This is a genomic window from Microbacterium sp. B35-30, from assembly GCF_010634855.1.
Classification (GTDB): domain Bacteria; phylum Actinomycetota; class Actinomycetes; order Actinomycetales; family Microbacteriaceae; genus Microbacterium.
The window spans coordinates 378,477-402,333 of record NZ_MWLQ01000011.1; the positions used below are offsets into that span (position 1 = coordinate 378,477).

A 23,857-nucleotide genomic window follows, 5' to 3' on the forward strand; every position below is an offset into this window, starting at 1 on the left:
GGTGGTCGGGGGGTGAAACACCACGCTCGTAGCGTCGCCGTCACCGAGACCTTCCCCCCTGAGGAGGAGCCATGGCCCACCGGGACCCCGTCGACAGCCGGAAACATGACGCTGACGCTGCCGCAACATCAGCCGCGTACGGTGACGACATGAGCGAGATGCCCGCCCTCGGCACCCATGTGGTGGTCGTCGGCGCGGGCATGGTCGCGCATCGTTTCGTCGAGAGCCTGCTGAGCCGGGCCGGCGAGCAGTGGCGCATCACGCTGATAGGCGAGGAAGAGCGTCACCCCTATGACCGCGTGGGGTTGACCGGATTCTTCGCCGGAGCATCCGCCGAGGATCTCGAGCTCGAGCGCGCGATCCTCGAAGACAGCCGCGTGCGATTCGTGCGAGGCGACGCCGTCACCCGTATCGATCGCTCGGCGCGCCGCGTGACGATGCGCAGCGGCACGAGCGCCGCGTATGACCGGCTCGTCCTCGCGACCGGCTCCTATGCCGCCCGCCTCGCCGTGGACGGCTTCGGCCTCGAAGGCTGCTTCGTCTACCGCACCCTGGACGACGTCGAGAAGCTCGAGGAGTTCGTGCAGCGACGTTCGGCCGAGCTCGGTCGCCCGCTCGTCGGCACGGTGATCGGCGGTGGCCTGCTCGGCCTCGAGGCAGCGGGCGCGCTCCAGGGGCTCGACGTCGCCTGCACGGTGGTGCAGTCCTCCGACCGGCTGATGTCGGCGCAGCTGGATCTTCCGGCGGGCAACGCGCTGCGGCGCCTCATCGAGTCCCGCGGCATCGCGGTCAAGACCGAGACGGTCACCACGCGCCTGGACCCTGATCGATCGGGGCAGGTGACCGGCCTCGAGTTCCGCGACGGCTCTTATGAACGGACCGACGTGGTGGTCTTCACGGTGGGCGTGCGGCCGCGCGACGAGCTCGCCCGCGCGGCGGGCCTGGATGTGCACGACCGCGGCGGCGTGCTGATCGACGGCGGCTGCCAGACCTCCGACCCACGGGTGCTCGCGATCGGCGAGGTCGCCAACTTCGACGGGATGTGCGTGGGCCTGGTGGCCCCCGGCTACGCGATGGCGGAGGTCGCCGCGACGCGGCTGCTCGGCGGCGAGGCAACCTTCCCCGGGTACGACCTGTCGACGAAGCTCAAGCTCTCCGGGGTCGACGTGGCGAGCTTCGGCGATGCCTTCGCCGAGACCCCGGGCGCGCTCGACGTCACGTACGCCGACCCGGTGGCCGGCGTCTACAAGAAGCTCGTGCTGTCGGACGACGCGAAGACCCTGCTCGGCGGCATCCTCGTCGGCGACGCCTCGGCCTACGGCTCGCTGCGTCCCCTCGTCGGCGGCGCGCTCGGCGGCGACCCGGCAGCGTACCTCATGCCCGAGGGCGGCGTCGCGGCCCCGACCGGTGATCTGCCCGACGAGGCGCTGGTGTGCTCGTGCAACAGCGTCACCGCCGGGCGGATCCGCGGTGCTGTCCATGACGAGGGCTGCACCGATGTCGCCGGCATCAAGGCGTGCACCAAGGCGGGAGCCGCCTGCGGCTCGTGCGTGATGATGATCAAGAAGATCGTCGGCACCGAGCTCGCCAAGACCGGCGCGGCGCTCAGCAACGCCATCTGCGAGCACTTCGATCTGTCGCGCCGCCAGCTGTTCGACGCGGTCCGCGTGTCGGGGCTGACCACCTTCAGCGCCGTGATCGAGCGGTTCGGCACCGGCCGCGGCTGCGACATCTGCAAGCCCGCGCTGGCGAGCATCCTCTCGACGCTGGTGCGCGGACACGTCCTCGACGGCGAGAACGCGACACTGCAGGACACCAACGACCACGTGATGGCCAACTTGCAGAAGGACGGCAGCTACTCGGTGGTCCCCCGCATCCCGGGTGGAGAGATCACGCCCGAGGGACTCGTCGTGATCGGCAAGGTGGCGCAGGACTTCGGGCTGTACACCAAGATCACCGGCGGGCAGCGGATCGACATGTTCGGCGCGCGCCTCGAGCAGCTGCCCGACATCTGGCAGCGCTTGGTCGAGGCGGGCTTCGAGTCCGGGCACGCCTACGGCAAGTCGCTGCGCACCGTGAAGTCGTGCGTCGGATCCACGTGGTGCCGGTACGGCGTGCAGGACTCCGTCGGCATGGCCGTGCAGCTCGAGCTGCGCTACCGGGGACTGCGTTCCCCGCACAAGATCAAGCTCGGCGTCTCGGGCTGTGCCCGCGAGTGCGCCGAGGCGCGCGGCAAGGATGTCGGAGTCATCGCGACCGAGGCGGGCTGGAACATGTACGTCGGTGGCAACGGCGGCTTCACGCCCCGCCACGCGGTGCTGCTGGCCGAGGGGCTCAGCGACGAAGAGCTGCTCACCGCGATCGACCGCTTCCTGATGTACTACATCTTCACCGCCGACCGCCTGCAGCGGACGGCGCCCTGGTTCGAGGACCTCGAGGGCGGCATCGAGGGCCTCCGAGCCGTGATCTTCGACGACAGTCTGGGCATCTGCGCCGACCTCGATGCCGCCATGGCCGCGCACGTGGACTCCTACGAGGACGAGTGGAAGGCCACGCTCGAGGATCCCGAGAAGCTGCGTCGCTTCGCGTCCTTCGTGAACGCGCCGACCACCCCCGACCCCTCGCTCGCCTACACGGCAGAGCGCGGACAGCCCCGACCCGCGACCGAGGATGAGCGCACCGATTCGCGCGTGCTCATCGCCGGAACGACCCTGGAGGTGCGCCGATGACCCTCGTCGACCCGCAGACGGCCGAGTACACCGCTCCCGACGGCTGGGTGCGTGTGTGCGACCTCGACGACCTCGAGGTGGAGCGCGGCCGGGCCGCCCTCTTGGGCGGCACCCAGATCGCCTTGTTCCTGCTCCACGGACCGGACGGGTCGGGCGGCCGCGTACACGCGGTCTCGAACCTCGACCCCTACAGTCACGCCCACGTCATCTCGCGCGGCATCGTCGGAACACGGCAGGACGTCCCGACGGTGGCGTCCCCCATGTACAAGCAGGTCTTCGATCTGCGGACGGGCGTGTGCCTCGACACGCAGGGCAAGGAACCCCTGAGCCTGCACGTCTGGCCCGTCGCGGTGGACGACGGACACGTGCTGGTCCGCTGGGAGGGAGAGGGATGACCGGGCGGGAGAAGAACACGGTCGGCCGCGTCGACCTGATCGGCGGCGGTCCGGGTCCGATCGACCTGCTCACCCTGCGGGCGTGGCGTCTGCTGCAGCGCGCTGAGGTCGTCGTGATGGACCGGCTGGGTCCGACCGACATCCGCGACCACGTGGGGCCTGGCGTCGAGGTCATCGACGTCGGCAAGCACCCCGGGCACCATCCCGTGCCGCAGGAGGCGATCAACGACCTCCTCGTCGCCCGCGCCCTGGACGGCAAGCGTGTGGTGCGCCTCAAAGGCGGCGATCCGTTCGTCTTCGGCCGCGGCGGCGAAGAGGTCGCCGCCTGTCTGGCTGCGGGCATCCCCGTCGACGTGGTGCCCGGCATCTCGAGCGCCATCGCGGTGCCGCAGGCTGCCGGCATCCCGGTCACCCATCGCGGTGTCGCAGGCGCCGTCCACATCGTCAACGGTCCATCCGAGGTCACCGACGCCACGCTCGCCGCGCTCCGCGACGACAGCGTGACCACCGTGATCCTGATGGGCGTCGGCGCACTGCCGCGCATCGTCTCCGACGCACTGCACGCCGGCGTACCGGCCGACCGCCCGGTCGCGATCGTCGAGCGCGGACACCATCGCGATCAGCGGACGACGCGCAGTACGCTGGGCACGGTGGTGGTGGATGCCGGCCGTGCCGGTGTCCGGAACCCCGCCGTCATCGTCGTGGGCGACGTCGCCCGTGCCGGGCTGCTGCAGCCCGAACACCAGCTGGCAGGTGACACCGTCCTTTGAGCTCCACCACCCGTCCCGCCCTCTCGGCCGCACTCGAAGGCTGCACGATCGTCATCGCCGTCGACCGTCGGTCGTCGGAGCTCGCCGCTGCCCTCGAACGCCACGGCGCGCAGGTCCGTCACGCGCCGGCGCTGACGATCGTCCCCCACATCGACGACGACGCCCTGATCGCTGCGACGCGAGAGCTCATCGCGCGTCAGCCCGACGTGGTGGTCGCGACGACCGGCGTCGGATTCCGGGGCTGGATGGAGGCGGCCGACGAGGCTGGCCTGCTGGACGACCTGCACGCGGCGCTCACGCGCGCGCAGATCGTCGCTCGCGGCCCCAAGGCCCGTGGCGCGATCCAGCAGGCGGGACTCACGGCCGACTGGGTCGCGGAGTCCGAGACATCCGTCGAGCTCGGCGAGTTCCTCCTCGCCGAGGGAGTCGCCGGCAGGCGCGTCGCCGTGCAGCACCACGGCTCCGGAGCCGACGGGCTCGACGAGCTGTTCACGCGTGCCGGCGCTGACGTGGTGAGCCTCACCGTGTATCGCTGGGGCCCGCCGCCGGATCCCGCGGCCGTCTCCCGCTCGGTCATCGCATCTGCGGCCGGCGAGGTCGACGCCGTGCTGTTCACCTCCGCACCCGGCGCCGCCGAATGGGTCACCGCGGCTCGCCACGAAGGCGCGCTCGAGGCGATCGTCGAGCGCGAGACCGAGCGACGCGTGCTCATGGCCGCGGTCGGTCCGATCACGGCAGGTCCGCTGCAGGAGGCGGGGCTGCACCCGCTGATCGCCGAGCGCGGACGCCTCGGCTCTCTCGTCCGGGCGGTGGTGACGCACTTCGGCGGCGGGGGCGCGGCATCCCTCCCGACATCCGCGGGCCGGCTCGAGCTGCGCAGCGGCGGGATCGTGCTGGACGGTCGCCACATCGCGCTCTCACGAAGCGCCACCGACATCGTCACGACCCTGTTCGACGCACAGGGCGGCGTCGTCTCACGGCCGCGTCTGCAGGCGGCGCTCCCCCGGTCCGGAGAGAACACCCACGCGGTCGAGATGGCCGTCGCACGCCTGCGTGAAGCACTGGGGGTCCCCGACCTCGTGAAGACGGTCGTCAAGCGGGGCTACCGGCTCAACGTGGTCGACCCCGTCTGAACCGCGTCAGGGCGCGGACTCGGGTTCGGGCTCCCGCAGCAGGTCGGGACGGTGCGCCCGGGTGCGCTCCAGGCTCTGCTCGCGCCGCCACGCGGCGATCGCCCCGTGGTTGCCGCTGAGCAGGACCGGAGGCACCTCCAGGCCGCGCCATTCGGAGGGCTTGGTATAGCTCGGGTACTCGAGCATGCCCAGCTCGTGCGACTCCTCCACGAGACTCTCCGGGTTTCCGACGACGCCGGGGATGAGGCGGGACACCGCTTCGATGACCGCCATCGCAGCCACCTCGCCGCCGTTGAGCACGTAGTCCCCCAAGCTGACGAGCCGCACCCGGCCGCGCGCGGCGTAGTGGTCGACGACCCGCTGGTCGATGCCCTCGTAGCGTCCGCACGCGAACACGAGGTGCTTCTCCTCGGCCAGCTCCCGCGCCATCGGCTGCGAGAACAGCTCCCCGGCGGGCGAAGGCACCAGCAGCACGGCGTCGTCGCTCAACAGCGCGTCGAGCGCCTCGCCCCAGGGCTCCGGCTTCATGACCATCCCGGCGCCGCCGCCGTACGGGGTGTCGTCGACGGTGCGGTGACGGTCGTGCGTCCAGTCGCGGAGGTCGTGGACGTGCATGTCGAGGATGCCGCGGTCACGGGCCTTGCCGATCAGCGAGACGCCGAGCACGTCGAAGAACGTCGGAAAGATCGTGACGATGTCGACGCGCATGCCTCCGAGTCTAGGAGCCCCCCGTGTTTCCGATGTGTGTCGGTACGTCCACCATGGCGGCCGGGAGCCGGTGACGCAGAAGTGATCGAGAAGTAACCGCGCGGGCTGCCGGGCCGAAACACCGTGTTCCTAGCGTGGAGACACACTCACTCACGTGTCTGCTCACCTCAGGGAGGCGCCATGACCACGACCGATTCGCCGTCGTTGACGGATACCGCTGCTTCGCCCCGCACCACCTCGCCGGCCGACGCGCCGGTCGTCCTCAACCACCGCTCGGGCCGCTGGATCGACGGGTGGAACGCCGAGAACGCGACGTTCTGGCTCGGGGAGGGTCGTGCGATCGCGCGGCGCAACCTCGGCTGGTCGATCTTCGCGGAGTTCCTCGGCTTCATCATCTGGCAGCTGTGGAGCATCGTCGTCGTGATGCTCCCGGCCGCCGGCTTCCAGCTGACCAGCTCGGAGTCGTTCTGGCTCATCTCGCTCCCGAGCCTCGTCGGCGCGACCCTGCGCTTCCCGTACACGTTCATGGTCGCGATCTTCGGCGGTCGCAACTGGACGATCGTCTCGGCGGGGCTGCTCCTGATTCCCGCGGTGCTGCTCGGCATCGTCGTCTCGAACCCGGAGACGCCGTTCGGCGTGCTGCTGCTCGTCGCCGCACTCGGTGGCGTCGGCGGCGGAAACTTCGCCAGCTCGATGGCGAACATCACCTACTTCTTCCCGCAGAAGGAGAAGGGCTGGGCACTCGGCCTCAACGCCGCCGGTGGCAACCTGGGCACCTCGGTCGCCCAGTTCGCCGTCCCGATCGCCGTCACGATCGGCGCCGGTGCGACGCTCAACATCGCACTCGCCGGATGGATGTGGATCCCGCTGATCCTGCTCGCGATGTTCGGCGCGTGGCGCTACATGGACAACCTGTCGTCCGCGAAGGCCGACTTCGGCAGCTCGGCGGCGGCCCTTCGCGAACCGCACCTGTGGATCATGGCTGTGCTCTACATCGGCACCTTCGGCTCATTCATCGGCTTCGCCAGCGTGTTCCCGAAACTCATCGCCGACCAGTTCCCGGAGTTCTCGACGATCCAGGTCGGGCAGGCGGCCGTCTCACTGGCGTTCCTCGGGGCACTCGTCGGCTCGCTCGCCCGCCCGTACGGCGGCCGTCTGGCCGATCGCTTCGGAGGCGCGCGGGTCACCGTCGGGGCCTTCGCGGTGATGGCGCTCGGCGCACTCGCCCTGGTCTGGACACTGCCCATGCAGAACTTCGCGGTGTTCCTGGCGTGCTTCCTGGTGCTCTTCGCCGCGACCGGAATGGGGAACGGCTCCACCTACCGCATGATCCCCAGCATCTTCGCAGGCCGCGCGCTCGCCCGCGGCTTCGCGCCGGGCACACCGGATGCCGCCAAGATGCAGCGCAAGTCGGCTGCGGCTCTCGGCCTCATCTCGGCGATCGGCGCGTACGGCGGCTTCCTGGTGCCGCAGGTGCTGAACGCGTCGCAGCTGGCGACCGGCGGATACTCGGCGGCGTTCGTGGGCTTCGTCGCCGTCTACGTCGGGCTGCTCCTCCTGACGTTCTTCGTCTACGTTCTTCCGCGACCGTCGCTGGCGAAGCAGCGCATCTGACCGCACGTCTTCGCCGGAAGAGCGGATGCCTCGACTCGAGGCATCCGCTCTTCCGTGTGTGCAGGGGAATCGGGCAGCCGTTTCCCGCACGATCGCTGGACCGGGGCGTTTGACGTGGGGAGCATCCGCTTCTCTTCGCGCCCTCGCGACCCGATGGACCTCCTGTCGACCTCCCGGGCGTGAGCGTGTCGCACTTTCGTGCGCAAGGACCACCTCTTGCGACCGAGATCGGGACACGCACACGGAACAACGGGACATGCAGGGCAGCGCGACGAACCTGGGGTCAGTACACGTCGCGGACGTAGCGCTCCTCGGCGGCGAGGGCGCGCGTGTACTCCGCCGCGGCCTCTTCCGAGAGCTTGCCGTGCTGCTGCGCGATGGCGACGAGGGTCGCGTCGACGTCCTTGGCCATGCGGGTCGCGTCGCCGCACACGTAGACGTGAGCGCCCTCCTCGAGCCAGCGCCACAGGCGGGCGCCGTGCTCGATCATGCGGTCCTGGACGTAGATCTTCTGCCGCTGGTCGCGCGAGAAGGCGAGGTCGAGGCGCGTGAGGAAGCCGTCCTGACGCATCTCCTCGAGCTCCTCGCGATAGTAGAAGTCGGTCGCAGCGTGCTGCTCGCCGAAGAAGAGCCAGTTGCGGCCGGTGTGCCCGTCTGCGCGGCGGTCGTGCAGGAACCCGCGGAACGGCGCGATACCGGTGCCCGGGCCGATCATGATCATCGGCGTGTCGCCGGCCGCGGGCGGCCGGAAGGCGGGCGATCGCTGCAGGTAGACGGGCGCCGAGGCCGCATCGCCGTCGGCGAGGAACGTCGAGCAGACGCCGCCACGAGCGCGCCCCGACTCCGTCTCGAAGCGCACGACCGAGACCGTCAGCTCGACGGTGTCGGGGTTGCTCTTCGGGCTCGACGAGATCGAGTACTGCCGCGGCTGCAGGCGCTTCAGCACGCCGACCCAGTCCGCGGCGGTGGCCGTCACCGGGAAGTCGCGCGCGAGGTCGACCGCCTGCTGGCTCCACAGGAACTGTTCGAGGCGGCCCTTGTTCTCGCGCCGGAGCAGCGCCGACAGCGTGCCGTCGCCGCTGCGCTCCGCGATGAACCTGACCAGGTCGAGCGGGGTCTTGGTGATGTCGAGCCGATTGCGGAGAGCATCGACGAACGTGCGCTCCTGGCCGTCGAGCTCCACGATCGTGTGCGGCGCGATCCCGGTGGCCTCGAGCCACTCCGCGACGACGCCGGGCGAATTGGCGCAGACGACGCCGAGCGAGTCGCCGGCCTCGTACTGCGCGCCGGTGTCGGAGAGATCGAAGGCGATCCGCCGCACTTCCTTCTGGGAGCCCGGTCCGCTGAGCAGGTCGTTGCGCACGAGCGACGCACCCACCGGGTTCGAGCGGCTGAAGAACCGGCGGGCGGGCGGCGCCGGCAAGCCGACGGCTGCTCCCCCATGACCTGCGCCGAGCGCCGAGGCATCAGGACCCTCTGCCACCAGCGTCTCGAGGATCTGAGCGAGCCACGCCGCGCGCGGCTCCTCGGCATCCGGCTCGAGGTCGACGCGCTCGAGGAGCGCCGTCGCGCCGAGCTCGCCGAGCCGCGCATCGAGCCGTCGACCATGGCCGCAGAAGTCGTCGTAGCTCGAGTCGCCCAGCGCAAGGACGGCGTAGCGCAGCCCCGACAGTTCGGGGGCGCCATCGGCCTTCAGCTCGTGCCACAGCGACGCCGCGTTGTCGGGCGGACCTCCGTCGCCGAACGTCGACGTGACGACCAGCAGCCGGCGGACGGCGGTCAGGTCCGACGCGCGCAGCTCCGCCATGCTGCGGGCACGCGCCGGGATGCCACGGGCACCGAGTGCCGCGGTCGCCGCCGTCGCGAACTCCTCGGCATTGCCGGTCTGCGACCCCCACAGCACCACGACCTCGTCCTGGGCCGCGGCCGCCGGCATCCCGCCCCCGACCGTGGTGCGCGAGAAGGCGCCGGCGAGCACGCCGTCGAACCAGGCGCGCGCACGCGCGCCGAGGGGCGCCTCTGCCGGAAGCACCGGCACCTCGCCCGGCGCGAGCACCGCCGAGCGCACGGTCGAGAGGAAGCCCGCCAGGTACGCGCCCTCGAGGTCGCTGAGCGCCGGCGGCGTGACGTCGACGCCGGCGGCGGCCAGCGCCTCGTCGGCCGAACCGGTCGCCGCGCCGCCCGGCGGCGGCCCCACGCGCCGCAGCGTCACGGCCGCGAACTTGAACTCCGGCTGGGCCGACAGCGGGTCCACGGCGTCATTGGTCACCGCGTTGACCGTCACGTACTCGCCGTGCTCGTCGTTCCAGTGGAACGGCGCGAACAGACCCCCGGGCTGCACCCGGTCGGTCAGCACCGCCGGCACGACGAAGCGGCCGCGGCGCGAGGCGACCTCGACGAGGTCGCCCTCGGCGATCCCTTGGCGCTCAGCGTCCACGGGGTGCACCTCGACGAAAGGACCGGGGTGCAGCTTTGAGAGCTTCGCGACCCGGCCGGTCTTCGTCAGCGTGTGCCAGTGGTGCGGCAGTCGCCCGGTGTTGAGCACCCAGGGGTAGTCGTCGTCGGGCAGCTCCGCGGGGGGCAGGTGCGGGCGCGCGAGGAACTGCGCCCGTCGCGACGGCGTCGCGAACGCGAGGCGCGGCACCGTCCCGTCGTCCTCGACGTGCAGCGTCTGGCTCACCCCGTCGTTGAGGTAGCGGATCGGATGCCGCGTCCCGGCGTCGTCCGGCGGCGCGGGCCATTGCACCGGTGTCTCGCGCAGCCGCTCGTACGTGACGCCGCGCAGGTCCCATCCGGTCTGCGGGTTCCAGAAACGGCGGATCTCGTCGAACACCTCGTCGCTGGAGGCGAAGTCGAAGCCGGGGAACCCCATCGCGCGTGCCACCTGGCAGATGATCAGCCAGTCGGGCTGTGCCTCGCCCGGGGCGGGAAGCACGTCACGGACGAGCGTGAGCGTGCGGTCGCTGTTGACGGTCACTCCGTCCGCCTCCACCCACAGCGTGGCGGGCAGCAGGATGTCGGCGTACGCGGTGGTGGCGGTCTCGGTGTAGACGTCCTGGGCGATCACGAGCTCGGCGCTCTCGAGTGCCTCGATCACCGTCTTGCGGTTCGCGACCGAGGCGACCGGATTGCTGCAGATGATCCACACCGCTTTGATCTCGCCGTCGGCGGCGCGGCGGAACATGTCGATGGTGCCGGCGCCGGACTCGCCACGGATGGACCCAGGCTCGAGTCCCCAGACCTCTTCGACGAAGGCGCGGTCCGGCGCGCTGAACACCGCGCGCTGCCCCGGAAGCCCAGGCCCCATGTAGCCCATCTCGCGCCCGCCCATCGCGTTCGGCTGGCCGGTGAGCGAGAACGGCCCGCTTCCCGGCCGGCAGATGGCACCCGTGGCGAGGTGGAGGTTGCAGATGGCGTTGGTCGACCACGTGCCGTGGGTGGACTGGTTCAGTCCCATCGTCCACAGCGTCATCCACTCGTCGGCCTCGCCGATCCAGCGCGCGGCGGTGCGGATGTCGTCCTCGGCGAGTCCGGTCAGCTCCGCGACCCGCCCGGGCGGGTACTCGGCGAGGACCTCCGCCATGTGCTCCCACCCGTCGGTGTGGGCGGCGATGAACTCCTCGTCGATGTCGCCCGCCTCCACGAGCAGGTGCAGCAGGCCGTTGAGGAGCGCGAGGTCGGTGCCGGGGGCGATCTGCAGGAAGAGGTCGGCGCGGTCCGCCGTCGTCGTCCGGCGCGGATCGACGACGATGAGCCGCGCGCCCTGCTTGAGGCGGTCCGCCATCCGCAGGAACAGGATCGGATGGCAGTCCGCCGTGTTCGACCCGATCACGAAGAACAGGTCGGCGTGGTCGAAGTCCTCGTACGAGCCGGGCGGGCCGTCGGCGCCGAGCGACTGCTTGTATCCCGTCCCGGCGGATGCCATGCACAGGCGCGAGTTCGACTCGATGTGGATGCCCCGCAGGTACCCCTTCACGAGCTTGTTCGAGAGGTACTGCGCCTCCATGCTCATCTGGCCCGAAACATACATCGCGATGGCGTCGGGCCCGTGCTCATCGAGGATCCCGCGCAGGCGGGTCGCGGCATCCGTCACGGCATCAGCCAGCGCGACCGGCTCGGCCGGCTCCCCTCGCGCGGGGCGCACGTGCGCGGTGGTCATGCGGCCCGGAGCCTGCATCAGCTCGGCATGGGTGGCGCCCTTGGTGCACAGGCGCCCGGCGTTCGTCGGGTGGGCGCGGTCGCCCGCGACCCTGGCGATGGTGAGCGGATGCCCCGCCCCCGCGTCCGAGGTCGTCACCGAGATACCGCAGCCGACGCCGCAGTAAGAGCACACGGTGCGAACTTCGCCCATGCCTCGATGATCCGGGATGGAGGTTCCGGGACGTTTCCCGGGGTGTTACCCGCAGATCACATCTGACGCACGGGCGCCGGCGGCACCACGTGAGGACGGGTCAGTCGGCTGTGCCGGCGTCATCCGAAGAAGGGTTCGCGGGCGCCTCGTCGCCGTCGTCGGGCAGCTCCTCGAAGAGGCCGGCCGGCGGGGTCACGATGACCCGCCCGGCGGCGATGTCGACCTCGGGCACGATCGCCTTGACGAACGGCACCAGAACCTCGTCGTCGCGCACCTTCACGATGAGCAGATCCTGCGCGGGGAAGTGATCCACCCGCGCGACCTTGCCGACGACCTGGCCGTCGCGCACCACGTCGAGTCCGACGAGCTGGTGATCGAACCACGCGTCGTCCTCGGCGGGCGAGGCCTGCAGATCCTCGTCGACCCAGAGGATCGCCCGGAGCAGCCCTTCGGCGGCGTCACGGTCCTCCACCCCGTCGAAGAACGCGACCGGGTGGCTGTTCATCCAGCGGAACTCGCGCACCGTGAGCGGCTTGCCGTGCCACGGCGACGACTCCGGAACCTGGAGTGTGAAGGTCGCCCCGGGGACGAAGCGCCCCTCGGGGTCGTCGGTGTAGAGCTCGAGCTTGATGGCGCCCTTGAGTCCGTGCGCCTTGACGAGGCGGCCGACCCGCAGCTGCGTCTTGCCTGCGGGGGGAACAGCGTTCACGGGCTTGCGGGCGTCTGCGCCCGATCCCGTGGTGTCTTCGCCTGCCACCTCAGTCGTCCGCGACGTCGACGCGCACACGGCGTCCGTCGGCGAGGGCACTGATGAGGGTGCGCAGGGCTTTGGCCGTGCGGCCGCCGCGCCCGATCACGCGACCCCGGTCATCGGGGTGGACGTGCACTTCGAGCACGTCGCCGCGAGGCGACGTGGACGAGTCGATGCGGACGTCATCGGGGTGATCGACGATCCCCTTGATGACGTGTTCGAGCGCGGCGGCGAGCAACGGATTACTCTGCGGACTCGGCGGCGGCCTCGTCGGCGGGAGCCTCGGCGGGCTCCGCCTTCTTCTCAGCCTTCGGCTTGACGACCGACTTCTTTGCGGAGTCGATCTCGAACGCGGGCTTCTCCTCGCGGGTCTTCACGGTCGAGACCGCGTCCTTGTCGCCCTTGAACTTGCCCCAGTCGCCCGTGAGCTTGAGGAGCGCCGCGACCTGCTCGGTCGGCTGCGCGCCGACGCTCAGCCAGTACTGCGCGCGCTCCGAGTCGACCTCGATGAACGAGGGCTCCTCGGTGGGGTGGTACTTGCCGATCTCTTCGATGACACGGCCGTCGCGCTTGGTGCGCGAGTCGGCCACGACGATGCGGTAGTAGGGCGCACGGATCTTGCCGAGGCGCTTGAGACGGATCTTGACAGCCACGATTCTCCTGAATGTGTGGGAAGTGAACGAACTGGTCGCCTGGGGAGTGGGGTGCACACCCGGCGGAAGCTCAGAAGGAGGACCGCCACGCTGGATAGAGGGTCGAGCGTGTGGTCCAGCCCTCTATTCTGCCAGATGACGCAGCACCTCGCGAACCGGCCGGATGGCGGCATCCACATGCCAGACTGTGCCCATGACGGTGCCCTTCGCGACATCCGCCCGCTCGTCCGTCGGCATGGAGTGGGAGGTCATGCTCGCCGACACCGCGACGGGAGACCTCATCCCCCGCGCTCCGGACCTGCTCGCCGCTCTCGAGGAGCGTTCCAGCCTCGAGCGATACACGGTCACCGGCGAGCTGCTGACGAACACCGTCGAGGTGACGAGCGGCATCGGCGACACGGTCGCGGCCGCCGTCGACGACATCGCCGACGCGATCGCCGAAGTGCGCACCTACACCGACCCGCACGGCATCGACCTGCTCTGCGCGGGAAGCCACCCGTTCGCCCAGTGGTACAACCAGAGCGTCACCGACAAGACCCGCTACCACAAGCTGATCGAGCGAACCCAGTGGTGGGGGCGGAACATGATGATCTGGGGCATCCACATCCACGTGGGCGTCGACGATGTCAACAAGGTGTTCCCGATCATCAACGCCCTCGCGGTGTACCTGCCGCACCTGCAGGCGCTGTCCGCATCGAGCCCGTTCTGGGCGGGCGAGCGCACCGGCTACGCCTCGAACCGCGCCCTCGTCTTCCAGCAGCTGCCCACGGCCGGGCTGCCCTGGCCGCTCCAGGACTGGAGCGAGTTCGAGGGCTACCTCGACGACATGGTCGCCACCGGAGTGATGGAGGATGCCACCGAGGTGCGATGGGATATCCGCCCGGCGCCCCGCTGGGGCACGATCGAGGTGCGCGCGTGCGACGGGATGTCGACTCTTCCCGAGCTCGCCGCCCTCGCCGCCCTCGTCCAGGTGCTGGTGGAGCACTTCTCGCGCCGGCTCGACGAGGGGCTGCCGCTCGAGACGATCCAGCCGTGGTTCATCCGCGAGAACAAATGGCGGGCGGCCCGCTACGGACTCGACGCACGCGTGATCGTCGACCACCTCGGCACCCAGCGGCTGGTCACCGACCATCTGCGCGAGACACTGGCAGAGATCGGCGGGATCGCCGACGACCTCAAGTGCGCCCGCGAACTGGGCGGCATCGAGACGATCCTCACCGATGGCGCGAGCTACTCGCGCCAGCTCGCCGTCGCGGATGCATCAGACGGCGACCTCCGAGCGGTCGTGCGACACCTGGTCGGCGAGTTCCGCTCCGGTCCCACCCTGCGCGAGCACCTCGCCACGCTCGGCCGCTGATCGACGCCGCTCGTCGCAGGCGATCCTCGGCGCTCGCAGCCTGCACCGGTGCCATCACCTGACGGGTCTGACGTCACCGGGTCAGGTGATGTCACGGTGCCAGGACGCTCCGGTCCACACCGTCCTACGCCGGTGAGATCACCTGAGCTCATCCCACCCCGAGCGAGCGGATGCCGCGCCAATGAAGCTCCGACTGCCCGGGTTCACGTGCGACCTGCCCGGGCACCCGTCCCGCCACCACTCGCCAGGGCGCCACGTCGCGCGTGTTGCCCCGATGAAGCGCCATCGCATCAGGTGATGTGACCACATCAGGAGGATCCAGCCCGCCCCGCCCCCGCCTGCGTCGGCGACATCGACTGACCTTGCAACGCCCGGGCCGCGCGATGCGGCCTTCGCCCTTCCTCCCCCATCGCGGACGGGCTCGAACTGTCCCCAGATCGCGGCGTGCGGGCGCCTTGTCGGCGTGCGGGCGGGAAGCCTTGGTGTCCATGCACAGCACACGAGTCCCACAAGCTCGGGCGCGCAAGACCGTCGCCGAGTGGATCGCGGCGCGAAACGGCGTGTCCCACACCTCGGAACTGCTACTCGCCGGCTACAGCCACCGGGAGATGGCGCGCGCAGTCGCCGACGCGTCGGTGCGTCGTGTGCGTCGTTGCTGGCTGGTCGCTGCGGACGCCGACGAGCGCCGTGTCAGAGCAGCCGAGGCAGGCGGCCGGCCGACGTGCGTGAGCGCCGCGGCGCTCCTCGGGATCTGGGTGCCCGAACACTCGGAGGTCCATGTCGCCGTTCAGGCGACGGCGTCTCGCAACCGCGTCGAAGGCGTTCGGCTGCATTGGGCGAGCGGGCCGGCACCCGTCAGCAGAACGATGGCCGAAGAGCCGATCGTCAACATGCTCTTCCATGCGGCCCGTTGCCTCTCACCGCGCGATGCCCTCGGCGTCTGGGAGTCGGCTATCAGGATGAAGAGGGTCGACCGCTCGACGCTCGCGCGCGTCTCGTGGCGCAGCGCCCGGGCTGCAACCCTCGCCGCGGCCGCGAGAGACCTCTCGGATTCCGAGCTGGAGACCCGATTCGTCGCGGGGATGAGAAGGCACGGTGTCGTGGTGCGCCAGCAGGTGAGGATCGATGGTCGCCCCGTCGACGGTTTGATCGGCGATTCACTCGTCGTTCAACTGGACGGGTTCGCCTTCCACAGCTCCGCGCGGGACCGCCGACGCGACATCGAGGCGGACGCGCGCCTGCGGCTCCGTGGGTTCACGGTCTTGCGCTTCGACTTCCACCAGGTCAACTTCGAATGGGATTACATCGTCGAGACGATCCTGATGGCCGTCGCCCAGCAGCTGCACCGCCACCGCATCAGGTGACGTCATGGGCGCAGGCTATCTGCCGCGTCAGCGGCCTGCACCGGTGACATCGCCTGAACTCGTCGCGGAGGGGACGGATGCCGCTACCCACGGCGGACGGCTCGCCGGCTCAGCCGCGACCGAGCATCTTCTGCAGCTCGGCGAGGTCCGCCTCGGTCGGAGCGCCCTTCGCGCCGCCGGCGCCGAGCCCGAAGCCCGAGCCCGTCGGCGTCTCGCTGGCCTGAGCCGCCATGCCGGCGTTCTCGGCTGCGCGCTTGGCCGGGTTGCCCGACCGTGAGCCCTTGGACTTCTGCTGCTTGCCGCGCTTGGACGAGGCGCCGGTCCGGCCGGCACCGGGGATCGGCCCCATGCCCGGGATGTTGGGAACGCCGCCGCGGGCGACGGTCTTCATCATCTTGGCGGCCTGCTCGAACCGCTGCACGAGCTGGTTGACGTCGGTGACGGTCATACCCGAGCCGCGCGCGATGCGCAGGCGCCGGGAGCCGTTGAGGAGCTTGGTGTTGCGGCGCTCCGAGGGGGTCATCGAGCGGATGATCGCCTCGGTCCGGTCGATCTCGCGCTCGTCGAAGTTCTCGAGCTGGTCCTTCATGGACCCCATGCCCGGGAGCATCCCGAGCATCTTCTTCATCGAGCCCATCTTGCGCATCTGCTGCATCTGGGCGAGGAAGTCCTCGAGGGTGAACTGCTCGGTCGCGAGCTTCTCCGCGACCTTGAGCGCCTCCTCTTCGTCGAACGCCTGCTGGGCCTGCTCGATGAGGGTGAGGATGTCGCCCAGGTCGAGGATGCGCGACGCCATGCGGTCGGGGTGGAACGCCTCGAGGTCGTCGAGCCCCTCTCCCGTGGAAGCGAAGATGATGGGACGGCCCGTGACCGAGGCCACGGAGAGGGCGGCACCACCGCGGGCGTCGCCGTCGAGCTTCGAGAGCACGACGCCGGTGAAGTCGACGCCGTCCTGGAACGCCTTCGCCGTGTTGACGGCATCCTGTCCGATCATCGCGTCGATGACGAACAGCACCTCGTCCGGGTCCGTCGCTTTGCGGATGTCGGCCGCCTGCTTCATGAGCTCCGCGTCGACGCCGAGGCGGCCGGCGGTGTCGATGATCACGACGTCGTGCTGCTGCCGGCGCGCGACCTCGACGCCGTCGCGCGCGACGCGCACCGGATCGCCGACGCCGTTGCCGGGCTCCGGCGCGTAGATGGCGGCACCGGCGCGCTCAGCAACGACCTGGAGCTGGTTGACCGCGTTCGGACGCTGGAGGTCGGCGGCGATGAGGAGCGGCGTGTGGCCGTCCTTCTCGAGCATCTTGGCGAGCTTGCCCGCGAAGGTCGTCTTGCCCGAGCCCTGGAGGCCCGCGAGCATGATGACCGTCGGCGGATTCTTGGCGAACTGCAGGCGGCGCTGCTCGCCGCCGAGGATCGCCACGAGCTCCTCGTTGACGATCTGCACGACCTGCTGCGCCGGGTTCAGCGCCTTGCTCACCTCGTCGCCGAGTGCGCGCTCGCGCACCCTGGCGGTGAAGTCCTTGACGACGGGCAGCGCCACGTCGGCGTCGAGCAGGGCGCGCCGGATCTCACGGACGGTGCCGTCGACGTCCGCGGGCGTGAGCTGCCCCTTCTTGCGGAGGTTGCGGAAGGTCTCGGTGAGCCGGTCGGAGAGGGTGCCGAAAGTCGCCATGATCCCCCGATTCTACGCGAGCGGATGCCGCGTCCCGGCGCCGGCCGCCGCGGGCGATTCAGCTCTCGGGTCCGAGCTCCTGGAACAGGGTCAGCTGCAGACCCGCAGGACCCCGCAGACGCGCGTTGCGGGAGCGCCAGGGTGTGACGCGGGCGGATGCCTGCACCTCGGCGCCGCGGTGCGCCAGGCGCTCGGCGGCGGCAGCGCTGTCGTCCACCTCGAGCGCGAGCCGGATCCGGTCGCTCGGGGCGTCGCCGTCGGTCTCGACGCGGTCGATGAACGCGACCTGCGCCGGGTTCGACAGCTCCAGGGTCGCGCGCCCGGCGTCGAGGATCGCCACGCGGGCACCGCCCTCGGCCTCGTACGCCTTGACCTGCGGCATCCCGACGACGTCGCGGTAGAACCGGAGGGCGCCCTCGAAGTCGGGCGCCTCGACGACCACGCGCAGCTGTCGCACCTCCCCGGCACGCGCAGGTCCGACGGCCTCGGCGGCGTCCGCCGCACGAGCCAGGAAGCGCTCGAGCGAGGTGCGACCGGCACCGTCGTGGGCCCACGCCTCGACGGCGGCGAGCACCGCCCCGCCCCACGCGGCGCCGCCGACCTCGGCGTGCACGCGATCCGACCCGGCGCGGACGAACCGCGTCGAGACCGCCCTCGCCACGCGCGCCCGGCGGAGGGCGGCGTCGCGCTCGTACTCGGCCTCGAGTCCCATCGCCTTCGCGTTGACGATGCCCAGCGCGAGGCTGTCGGGCGCGAAGCCCTCCGCGACGGCGAGGGTCGCCGCACGGACGTCGGCGACGGCAGCCGTCTCCCCGTCCGAGCTCAGGTGCCGCTCGAATGCGGCGAGCCGCTCGTCGAGACCCGCCCACAGCACATCGGACTTGGAGGAGAAGTAGTTGAAGAAGCTCGACCGGCTGACGCCGGCGCGGCTGGTGATGTCGGCGATCGAGGTCTGCTCGTAGCCCTGCTCGAGGAACAGCTCGCACGCCGCTTCGGCGATGGTTTCGCGCGACGACGCCTTCGGTCGCCCCGCGCGCGGCTCGGTGGACATGAAGCCACCTTATGACCGGTGGTCCATCCGGCATCGGCGCTGTCTGCTGCGCAGCGTGCGTCGCGCCGCCGCCGCCGACAGTTGTGTTGGGGCGAGGTGACCGCACAAGTCCGTTCGGGGATCGCTACACAACCGACCGTCCCGCCACATCCTGGCCCACCTTCACAGGCAATTGCTTCGGACGCACGGCTGGGGTCGGGTCACCGGTCGAGTCTTCACGGGAACAGGTCCGTGACGAGGTCGACGTGACGGGATGCGGATTGTGGATGAGTGAAGGCGAGCAGGCGTCGACCTTCGTCGATCAGCTCGCCGGCAACTGCTTCGGACACGGGCGCGTAGGTTCGGATCTTCAGAGTGGACGTATCGCCGCTCTGTGTGATGGTCCAATCGGCTGCGGTGAAGCCGTCAATGAGCACGACGGAGGGCACGGGTCCATGTGGGCGGAAGGAGTGCCTGTGGAAGTCGTCTGTGATGACTCTGCTGCGGTCGGCGTACGAGAGCAGGAGGTTGTCGAAGTCATACAGGAAGCGCGGCGGCGCGGGCGCGTCGGGCCGCGGTCCGTCAGGCAGGTCGAAGAGTTCCTGCCCCTCCTCGCCGCGGAAGGTGAGCAGCTGCGACCTCAACGGGTCGACGACTTCACGTAGACGGGTCAACCCTGACCATCGCTGCATGTCGGCGATCGTGGCGGGCCCGAAGGCGGCGAGGTAGCGCAGCACCAGGTCCTGCATCGTCGGTGCGGGTGCCGAGAGAGGACCCACCCAGTCGTCCGCAGTGGTGTGCGCGATCGGTCCGCTGCGACCCCATACTCCGCGAGGAGGGACTTGCACCAACGGGACCAGATTGCGGATCGCGTAGGCGAGCGTGGCGGGCGGAACGTCGAAACCCTGGGCATGCAGACGCTCGCCCAGCTCTTTGGCCGTCATCGGCCGCTCCGCGAGCAGATCCCGTCCGGCAGCGGTCAGCACCTTCATGTCGACTCCATGGATCGGGCGTCCGTGCGTGGCGTTGGCATACAGATCTCGATCGAGGACGGGTTGCACCACGGCCCGCAGTGCGCCGGCGTCTGCGGCGGTGACCAGATGGATCGTGGACCGCATCAGTGCGATGCGCACCAGACTCCGGTCGATGAGCAGTTCGGCTGCGTCGTCCGCCTGAAAGTCGGTGAGTCGGCTCCATAGACCGATGTACCAGCTGTGGGGCGTCTGGGCCTGCAGTCCCACCAGGTGCTCCACCGCGTCAATTACCGACATGTCGGATCTCTGCATCAGCAGCTGCCGAGCCAGCGTGGCGCGGTTGAGCGCCCGCTGGCTCAGCACCTTCACCATGAGGTCAGCCCCGCAGTCCGTCGAAGAACTGCCGCAGGTCTCCGACCAGCAGGTCGGGGGCCTGATGCGCCGGGTAGTGCCCGCCTCGGTCGAACTCGTTCCACGAGGTGATGCTGGCATGGTCGCGTTCTGCGAACTGGCGGATGCCGGAGAAGTCTCCCGCGAACGAGGCCACGGCCATCGGAGCCGTCGTGGGTCCCTGCGGCTTTTCCTCATCGGGGGTATGCCGATCTTCCCAGTAGAGCCGCATCGACGAAGCCGTGGTTCCGGTCAGCCAATACAGGGCCACGTTGGTGAGCACGAAGTCCGGATCGACCGCATCGCCGAACAACTGGTAGCTCCATGCGAGTTGCCCGGTCGGGGAATCAGCGAGAGCGTGAGCGAGGTTCTGCGGCTGGGTCGCCTGCAGTTCGTTGTAAGCCAGCTTGTCGGCGCTGAAACTCTGCAGAGTCCGCAGCTGGGCCAGGTCAGCTTCGGTCATGCCGGCGAACTCAGCGGGGTCACCAGAGGGAAAGGAATAGACCTGGTCGACATGCACGCCGGCCACATGCGCGCCGTCATGGCGTCCGACTTCGGGCGTGACGAGCGCGCCGGCGTCGTTGCCGTGCGCGCCGTACCGGGTGTAACCCAATCCCGCCATCAGCTCCGCCCACGCTCGTGCCGTGCGATAACGATTCCAGCCTGGTTCCGTCGTGGGACCGGAGAAAGCGAATCCGGGCAGCGACGGGATGACGACGTGGAATGCCTGTGCGGGATCGCCGCCGTGGGCGCGCGGATCGGTCAGCGGGCCGATGACGTCGAGGAATTCCACGAACGAGCCGGGCCAACCATGAGTGAGGATCAGCGGGAAGGCTCCCGCCTCGGGAGACCGCACGTGCAGGAAATGGATGTTCTGTCCGTCGATCGTGGTCGTGAATTGCGGGATCTCATTGAGTCGCTGCTCGACGAGGCGCCAGTCGAAATCTTCGCGCCAGCGGAGCACCAGATCGCGCACCGGATCGACTCGCACGCCGTAGTCGCCGGCATCCGGGGACAGTTCGCCGGCGAAGCGGGTGCGCGCGAGACGGTCAGCAAGATCGTCGAGATCCGTCTGGGGGACATCGATGCGAAACGGTGTGATGTTCATGAGGCAACGCTAGAGCGCAATCAGGCACACCTCGTTCCTGATCAAAGAGAGAATCGAAGAATGTTGGAAACATCTGCACGACTGCTCAGGATGCTGTCGCTGCTCCAAGCTCGTCGCGATTGGACCGGTCCCCAGCTCGCGCAGCGACTTGACGTGAGTGAACGCACCGTGCGCAATGACGTGGAGCGGCTGCGCACCATCGGCTACCCCATCGACGCCACTCGCGGCGCCGCGGGCGGCTACCGTCTGGGGGTCGGCGGGCAGCTCCCCCCGCTGCTCCTCGATGACGACGAGGCTGTTGCGATCGTGCTCGGCCTGCGCGCGGCCACTGGACTGGACGGTGTCGAGGAAACCTCGTTGCGAGCACTGACAAAACTCGAGCAGGTGCTTCCGCACCGGTTACGTCGCCGGGTTGCGGCACTGAACGCGTATGCCGTGACCGTACCCACCGACGACCCCTACCCGGTGGTGGATGCCGAGCTTCTCAGCACGATCGCCGCGTGCTGTCGGGACACTGAACGACTGCGCTTCGACTATGAATCGCACCCAGGTCACGGATCACGACGCGACGTCGAACCCCACCGGCTCATCAACTGGGGCCGCCGGTGGTACCTGCTCGCATGGGATCTCGACCGCCAGGACTGGCGCACCTTCCGCATAGACCGGATCACACCGCGAGTGCCGACCGGCCCGCGTTTCGTCCCTCGTCCGCCGCCGGAAGACGTCGGTGCCTACGTCTCCGCGAGAGCCTCAGCAGCCGCCTGGCGGTATCACACGACCGTCGTGGTCCATGCCCCAGCCCCCGTCATCGCCGAACGTATTCCGCCGGCGGCAGGAACAGTCGAGGCACGCGATGAGCGCACGTGCCTCTTCCGCACGGGAGCGGACTCACTCGACACCATCGCCGTGCACCTGAGCCTGCTCGGCGTGGGATTCGAGGTCACCGAGCCACCCGAACTCGTGGACAAGGTCCGTGAACTCGCCCACCGCTACGCCCAGGCCGTCGCACCGAGCGCTTCCCACCCCGACGACAGAGTGTCCTGAATCACTCACCTTCCTGTCCGAACAGCCATCAGAAGAAGGGGGAACATGTCCAGGAGAATCCGGATGTATTGTTGGACGCAGTTCATCAATCGCCACGAGCGATCGAGTGAAGGAGTGCGATGCTCGACATCCAAACCGTCGGTCTGTCCCCCGACTACGTGCCGTATCTCGACGGGTGGGCGCTCCAGCGCAGCATCCACGCCGAGGTCGTGGCGGACGCCCGGCCCGACACGCTGCTGCTGCTCGAGCACGAGGCCGTCTACACCGCGGGCGCGCGCACGGCGCGGCACGAGCGTCCGACAGACGGCACGCCCGTCGTGGATGTCGACCGCGGCGGCAAGATCACGTGGCACGGGCCCGGGCAGCTCGTCGGATACCCGATCGTGCGGCTCGCCGAGCCGGTGGACGTCGTCGCGCACGTGCGACGCATCGAGCACCTCCTCATAGAGGCGCTGCGCGAGTTCGACATCGCGGGCTACCGGGTCGAGGGTCGCAGCGGCGTCTGGGTGCGGCGCCCCCTCGGCGAAGACAAGGTGGCGGCGATCGGCGTGCGGGTGCAGCGCGGCGTGACGATGCACGGCTTCGCGCTCAACTGCGACAACTCCCTCGCCGGCTTCCGCGGCATCATCCCGTGCGGCATCTCGGATGCCGGAGTCACGACGATCAGCGAAGTCGCCGGCGCCGAGATCGGCCCGAGCGACGTGATCGACACGGTGAGCCGCGTGTTCGCCGCCGACTTCGCGGGGGTGCCGGCATGAGTGCGTGCGGCAGTGCTCCTGGCGGGGCTGCAGGCGCTCCGGGCACGGCGGGTGCCGCTGCCTCGGGCCCGGAGGGGCGCAAGCTCCTGCGCCTCGAGGTGCGCAACGCGCAGACGCCCATCGAGCGCAAGCCGGAATGGATCAAGACCAAGGCGAAGATGGGCCCGGAGTACCAGGCGCTGCACTCGCTGGTGAAGAGCGAAGAGCTGCACACGGTCTGCCAGGAGGCCGGCTGCCCCAACATCTACGAGTGCTGGGAGGACCGCGAGGCGACCTTCCTCATCGGCGGCTCGCAGTGCACGCGCCGGTGCGACTTCTGCCAGATCGACACCGGCAAGCCGGCGGACTACGACATCGACGAGCCGCGCCGTGTCGCCGAGAGTGTGGTGCGCATGAACCTGCGCTACGCCACCGTGACGGGGGTCGCACGCGACGATCTGCCGGATGGCGGCGCATGGCTCCACGCCGAGACGGTGCGGCAGATCCACGCGATGAACCCGAACACGGGCGTAGAGATCCTCGCGACCGACTTCAACGGCGACCCGGCGCTCCTGCGCGAGGTGTTCGAGAGCCGCCCCGAGGTCTTCGCGCACAACGTCGAGACGGTGCCGCGCATCTTCAAGCGCATCCGGCCCGCCTTCCGCTACGAGCGGTCGCTCGACGTCTTGACCCAGGCCCGCGATGCCGGCCTCATCACCAAGTCGAACCTCATCCTCGGCATGGGCGAAGAGCCCGAGGAGGTCGTGCAGGCGCTCGAAGACCTCCACGCCGCCGGCACCGACATCATCACGATCACCCAGTATCTGCGGCCGTCGCCCCGGCATCTTCCCGTCGCACGTTGGGTCAAGCCGCAGGAGTTCGTCGAGTTCAAAGACGAGGCCGAGCGAATCGGATTCCTCGGAGTGCTCGCGGGGCCACTGGTGCGCTCGTCGTATCGGGCGGGGCGCCTGTGGGCGCAGTCGATGCTCTCGAAGGGCCGCGAGATTCCGCCGCACCTGGCGCACATCGCCGAGGACGTGCACGTCGAACGCGGATTCGCGCAGGCGGTCTGAC

At 69.7% G+C, this 23,857-nt stretch carries 19 protein-coding genes; 10 read left to right on the forward strand and 9 right to left on the reverse strand.

What is annotated here, in order from left to right:
* Nucleotides 1-149: 149 nt before the first annotated feature.
* The 4 genes from nirB to B2K11_RS06130 are packed head-to-tail and all read left to right on the forward strand — an operon-like array spanning nt 150 to nt 5,027.
* On the forward strand, nt 150-2,729 hold the full coding sequence (gene nirB, locus B2K11_RS06115) for a nitrite reductase large subunit NirB (RefSeq protein ID WP_239525769.1): 2,580 nt from the start codon (nt 150-152) through the stop codon (nt 2,727-2,729).
* Nucleotides 2,726-3,124, forward strand: a complete 399-nt coding sequence (gene nirD, locus B2K11_RS06120; RefSeq protein WP_163617344.1) for a nitrite reductase small subunit NirD — start codon at nt 2,726-2,728, stop codon at nt 3,122-3,124. Before nirB ends, nirD begins: the two co-directional genes overlap by 4 nt.
* Nucleotides 3,121-3,894 carry a uroporphyrinogen-III C-methyltransferase gene (cobA, locus tag B2K11_RS06125; protein ID WP_163617345.1) on the forward strand — a complete coding sequence of 258 codons (774 nt, stop codon included), beginning with the start codon at nt 3,121-3,123 and terminating at the stop codon, nt 3,892-3,894. The genes nirD and cobA overlap by 4 nt, the downstream gene beginning before the upstream one ends.
* Nucleotides 3,891-5,027: a uroporphyrinogen-III synthase gene (locus B2K11_RS06130; RefSeq protein ID WP_163617346.1), complete on the forward strand. Its 1,137-nt coding sequence runs from the start codon at nt 3,891-3,893 to the stop codon at nt 5,025-5,027. The genes cobA and B2K11_RS06130 overlap by 4 nt, the downstream gene beginning before the upstream one ends.
* A gap of 6 nt (nt 5,028-5,033) precedes the next feature.
* On the opposite strand, the gene trmD is transcribed toward B2K11_RS06130, so the two are convergent.
* Nucleotides 5,034-5,735, reverse strand: coding sequence for a tRNA (guanosine(37)-N1)-methyltransferase TrmD (gene trmD, locus B2K11_RS06135; RefSeq protein ID WP_163617347.1), 702 nt, complete (start codon nt 5,733-5,735; stop codon nt 5,034-5,036).
* Nucleotides 5,736-5,915: 180 nt separating this feature from the next.
* On the opposite strand from trmD, the gene B2K11_RS06140 reads away from it, so the two are divergent.
* Nucleotides 5,916-7,349 (forward strand): MFS transporter, encoded by a 1,434-nt coding sequence (locus B2K11_RS06140; RefSeq protein ID WP_163617348.1) that lies wholly within the window; start codon nt 5,916-5,918, stop codon nt 7,347-7,349.
* Between the two features lie 283 nt (nt 7,350-7,632).
* Here B2K11_RS06140 and B2K11_RS06145 read toward each other — a convergent pair whose 3' ends face one another.
* From B2K11_RS06145 to rpsP, 4 genes are all read right to left on the reverse strand, one after another.
* Entirely contained in the window at nt 7,633-11,700 is a 4,068-nt protein-coding gene (locus tag B2K11_RS06145) for a bifunctional nitrate reductase/sulfite reductase flavoprotein subunit alpha (RefSeq protein WP_163617349.1), read from the reverse strand.
* Nucleotides 11,701-11,800: 100 nt separating this feature from the next.
* Nucleotides 11,801-12,409, reverse strand: a complete 609-nt coding sequence (gene rimM, locus B2K11_RS06150) for a ribosome maturation factor RimM (protein WP_163617537.1) — start codon at nt 12,407-12,409, stop codon at nt 11,801-11,803.
* Between the two features lie 49 nt (nt 12,410-12,458).
* Nucleotides 12,459-12,689, reverse strand: a complete 231-nt coding sequence (locus B2K11_RS06155; RefSeq protein ID WP_163617350.1) for an RNA-binding protein — start codon at nt 12,687-12,689, stop codon at nt 12,459-12,461.
* Nucleotides 12,690-12,693: 4 nt separating this feature from the next.
* Entirely contained in the window at nt 12,694-13,104 is a 411-nt protein-coding gene (gene rpsP, locus B2K11_RS06160) for a 30S ribosomal protein S16 (RefSeq protein ID WP_163617351.1), read from the reverse strand.
* A 193-nt stretch (nt 13,105-13,297) separates the two neighbouring features.
* Between rpsP and B2K11_RS06165 the strand changes: the two genes are divergently transcribed.
* Both B2K11_RS06165 and B2K11_RS06170 read left to right on the forward strand, forming a co-directional pair.
* A complete protein-coding gene (locus B2K11_RS06165) occupies nt 13,298-14,461 on the forward strand; it encodes a glutamate--cysteine ligase (RefSeq protein ID WP_163617352.1) in 1,164 nt (387 codons plus the stop codon).
* A 725-nt stretch (nt 14,462-15,186) separates the two neighbouring features.
* Complete coding sequence (locus tag B2K11_RS06170; RefSeq protein ID WP_239525770.1) at nt 15,187-15,825, forward strand: DUF559 domain-containing protein; 639 nt, start codon at nt 15,187-15,189, stop codon at nt 15,823-15,825.
* 109 nt (nt 15,826-15,934) lie between these two features.
* On the opposite strand, the gene ffh is transcribed toward B2K11_RS06170, so the two are convergent.
* The 4 genes from ffh to B2K11_RS06190 form a co-directional block, all read right to left on the reverse strand.
* Nucleotides 15,935-17,500 carry a signal recognition particle protein gene (gene ffh / locus B2K11_RS06175; protein WP_163617353.1) on the reverse strand — a complete coding sequence of 522 codons (1,566 nt, stop codon included), beginning with the start codon at nt 17,498-17,500 and terminating at the stop codon, nt 15,935-15,937.
* Nucleotides 17,501-17,558: 58 nt separating this feature from the next.
* The gene (locus tag B2K11_RS06180; RefSeq protein ID WP_163617354.1) at nt 17,559-18,551 is read right to left on the reverse strand and encodes a TetR family transcriptional regulator; all 993 of its coding nucleotides are present in this window, start codon (nt 18,549-18,551) and stop codon (nt 17,559-17,561) included.
* A gap of 215 nt (nt 18,552-18,766) precedes the next feature.
* Nucleotides 18,767-19,876, reverse strand: coding sequence for a winged helix DNA-binding domain-containing protein (locus tag B2K11_RS06185; protein ID WP_163617355.1), 1,110 nt, complete (start codon nt 19,874-19,876; stop codon nt 18,767-18,769).
* Between the two features lie 4 nt (nt 19,877-19,880).
* Nucleotides 19,881-21,002, reverse strand: coding sequence for an epoxide hydrolase family protein (locus tag B2K11_RS06190; RefSeq protein ID WP_163617356.1), 1,122 nt, complete (start codon nt 21,000-21,002; stop codon nt 19,881-19,883).
* 60 nt (nt 21,003-21,062) lie between these two features.
* Between B2K11_RS06190 and B2K11_RS06195 the strand changes: the two genes are divergently transcribed.
* The 3 genes from B2K11_RS06195 to lipA all read left to right on the forward strand — a co-directional run bounded on the left by B2K11_RS06195 (nt 21,063) and on the right by lipA (nt 23,856).
* Nucleotides 21,063-22,046 (forward strand): YafY family protein, encoded by a 984-nt coding sequence (locus tag B2K11_RS06195; RefSeq protein WP_163617357.1) that lies wholly within the window; start codon nt 21,063-21,065, stop codon nt 22,044-22,046.
* Nucleotides 22,047-22,165: 119 nt separating this feature from the next.
* Nucleotides 22,166-22,804 carry a lipoyl(octanoyl) transferase LipB gene (lipB, locus tag B2K11_RS06200; RefSeq protein ID WP_163617358.1) on the forward strand — a complete coding sequence of 213 codons (639 nt, stop codon included), beginning with the start codon at nt 22,166-22,168 and terminating at the stop codon, nt 22,802-22,804.
* Nucleotides 22,801-23,856, forward strand: a complete 1,056-nt coding sequence (gene lipA, locus B2K11_RS06205; protein WP_239525771.1) for a lipoyl synthase — start codon at nt 22,801-22,803, stop codon at nt 23,854-23,856. The genes lipB and lipA overlap by 4 nt, the downstream gene beginning before the upstream one ends.
* Nucleotide 23,857: the final 1 nt, after the last annotated feature.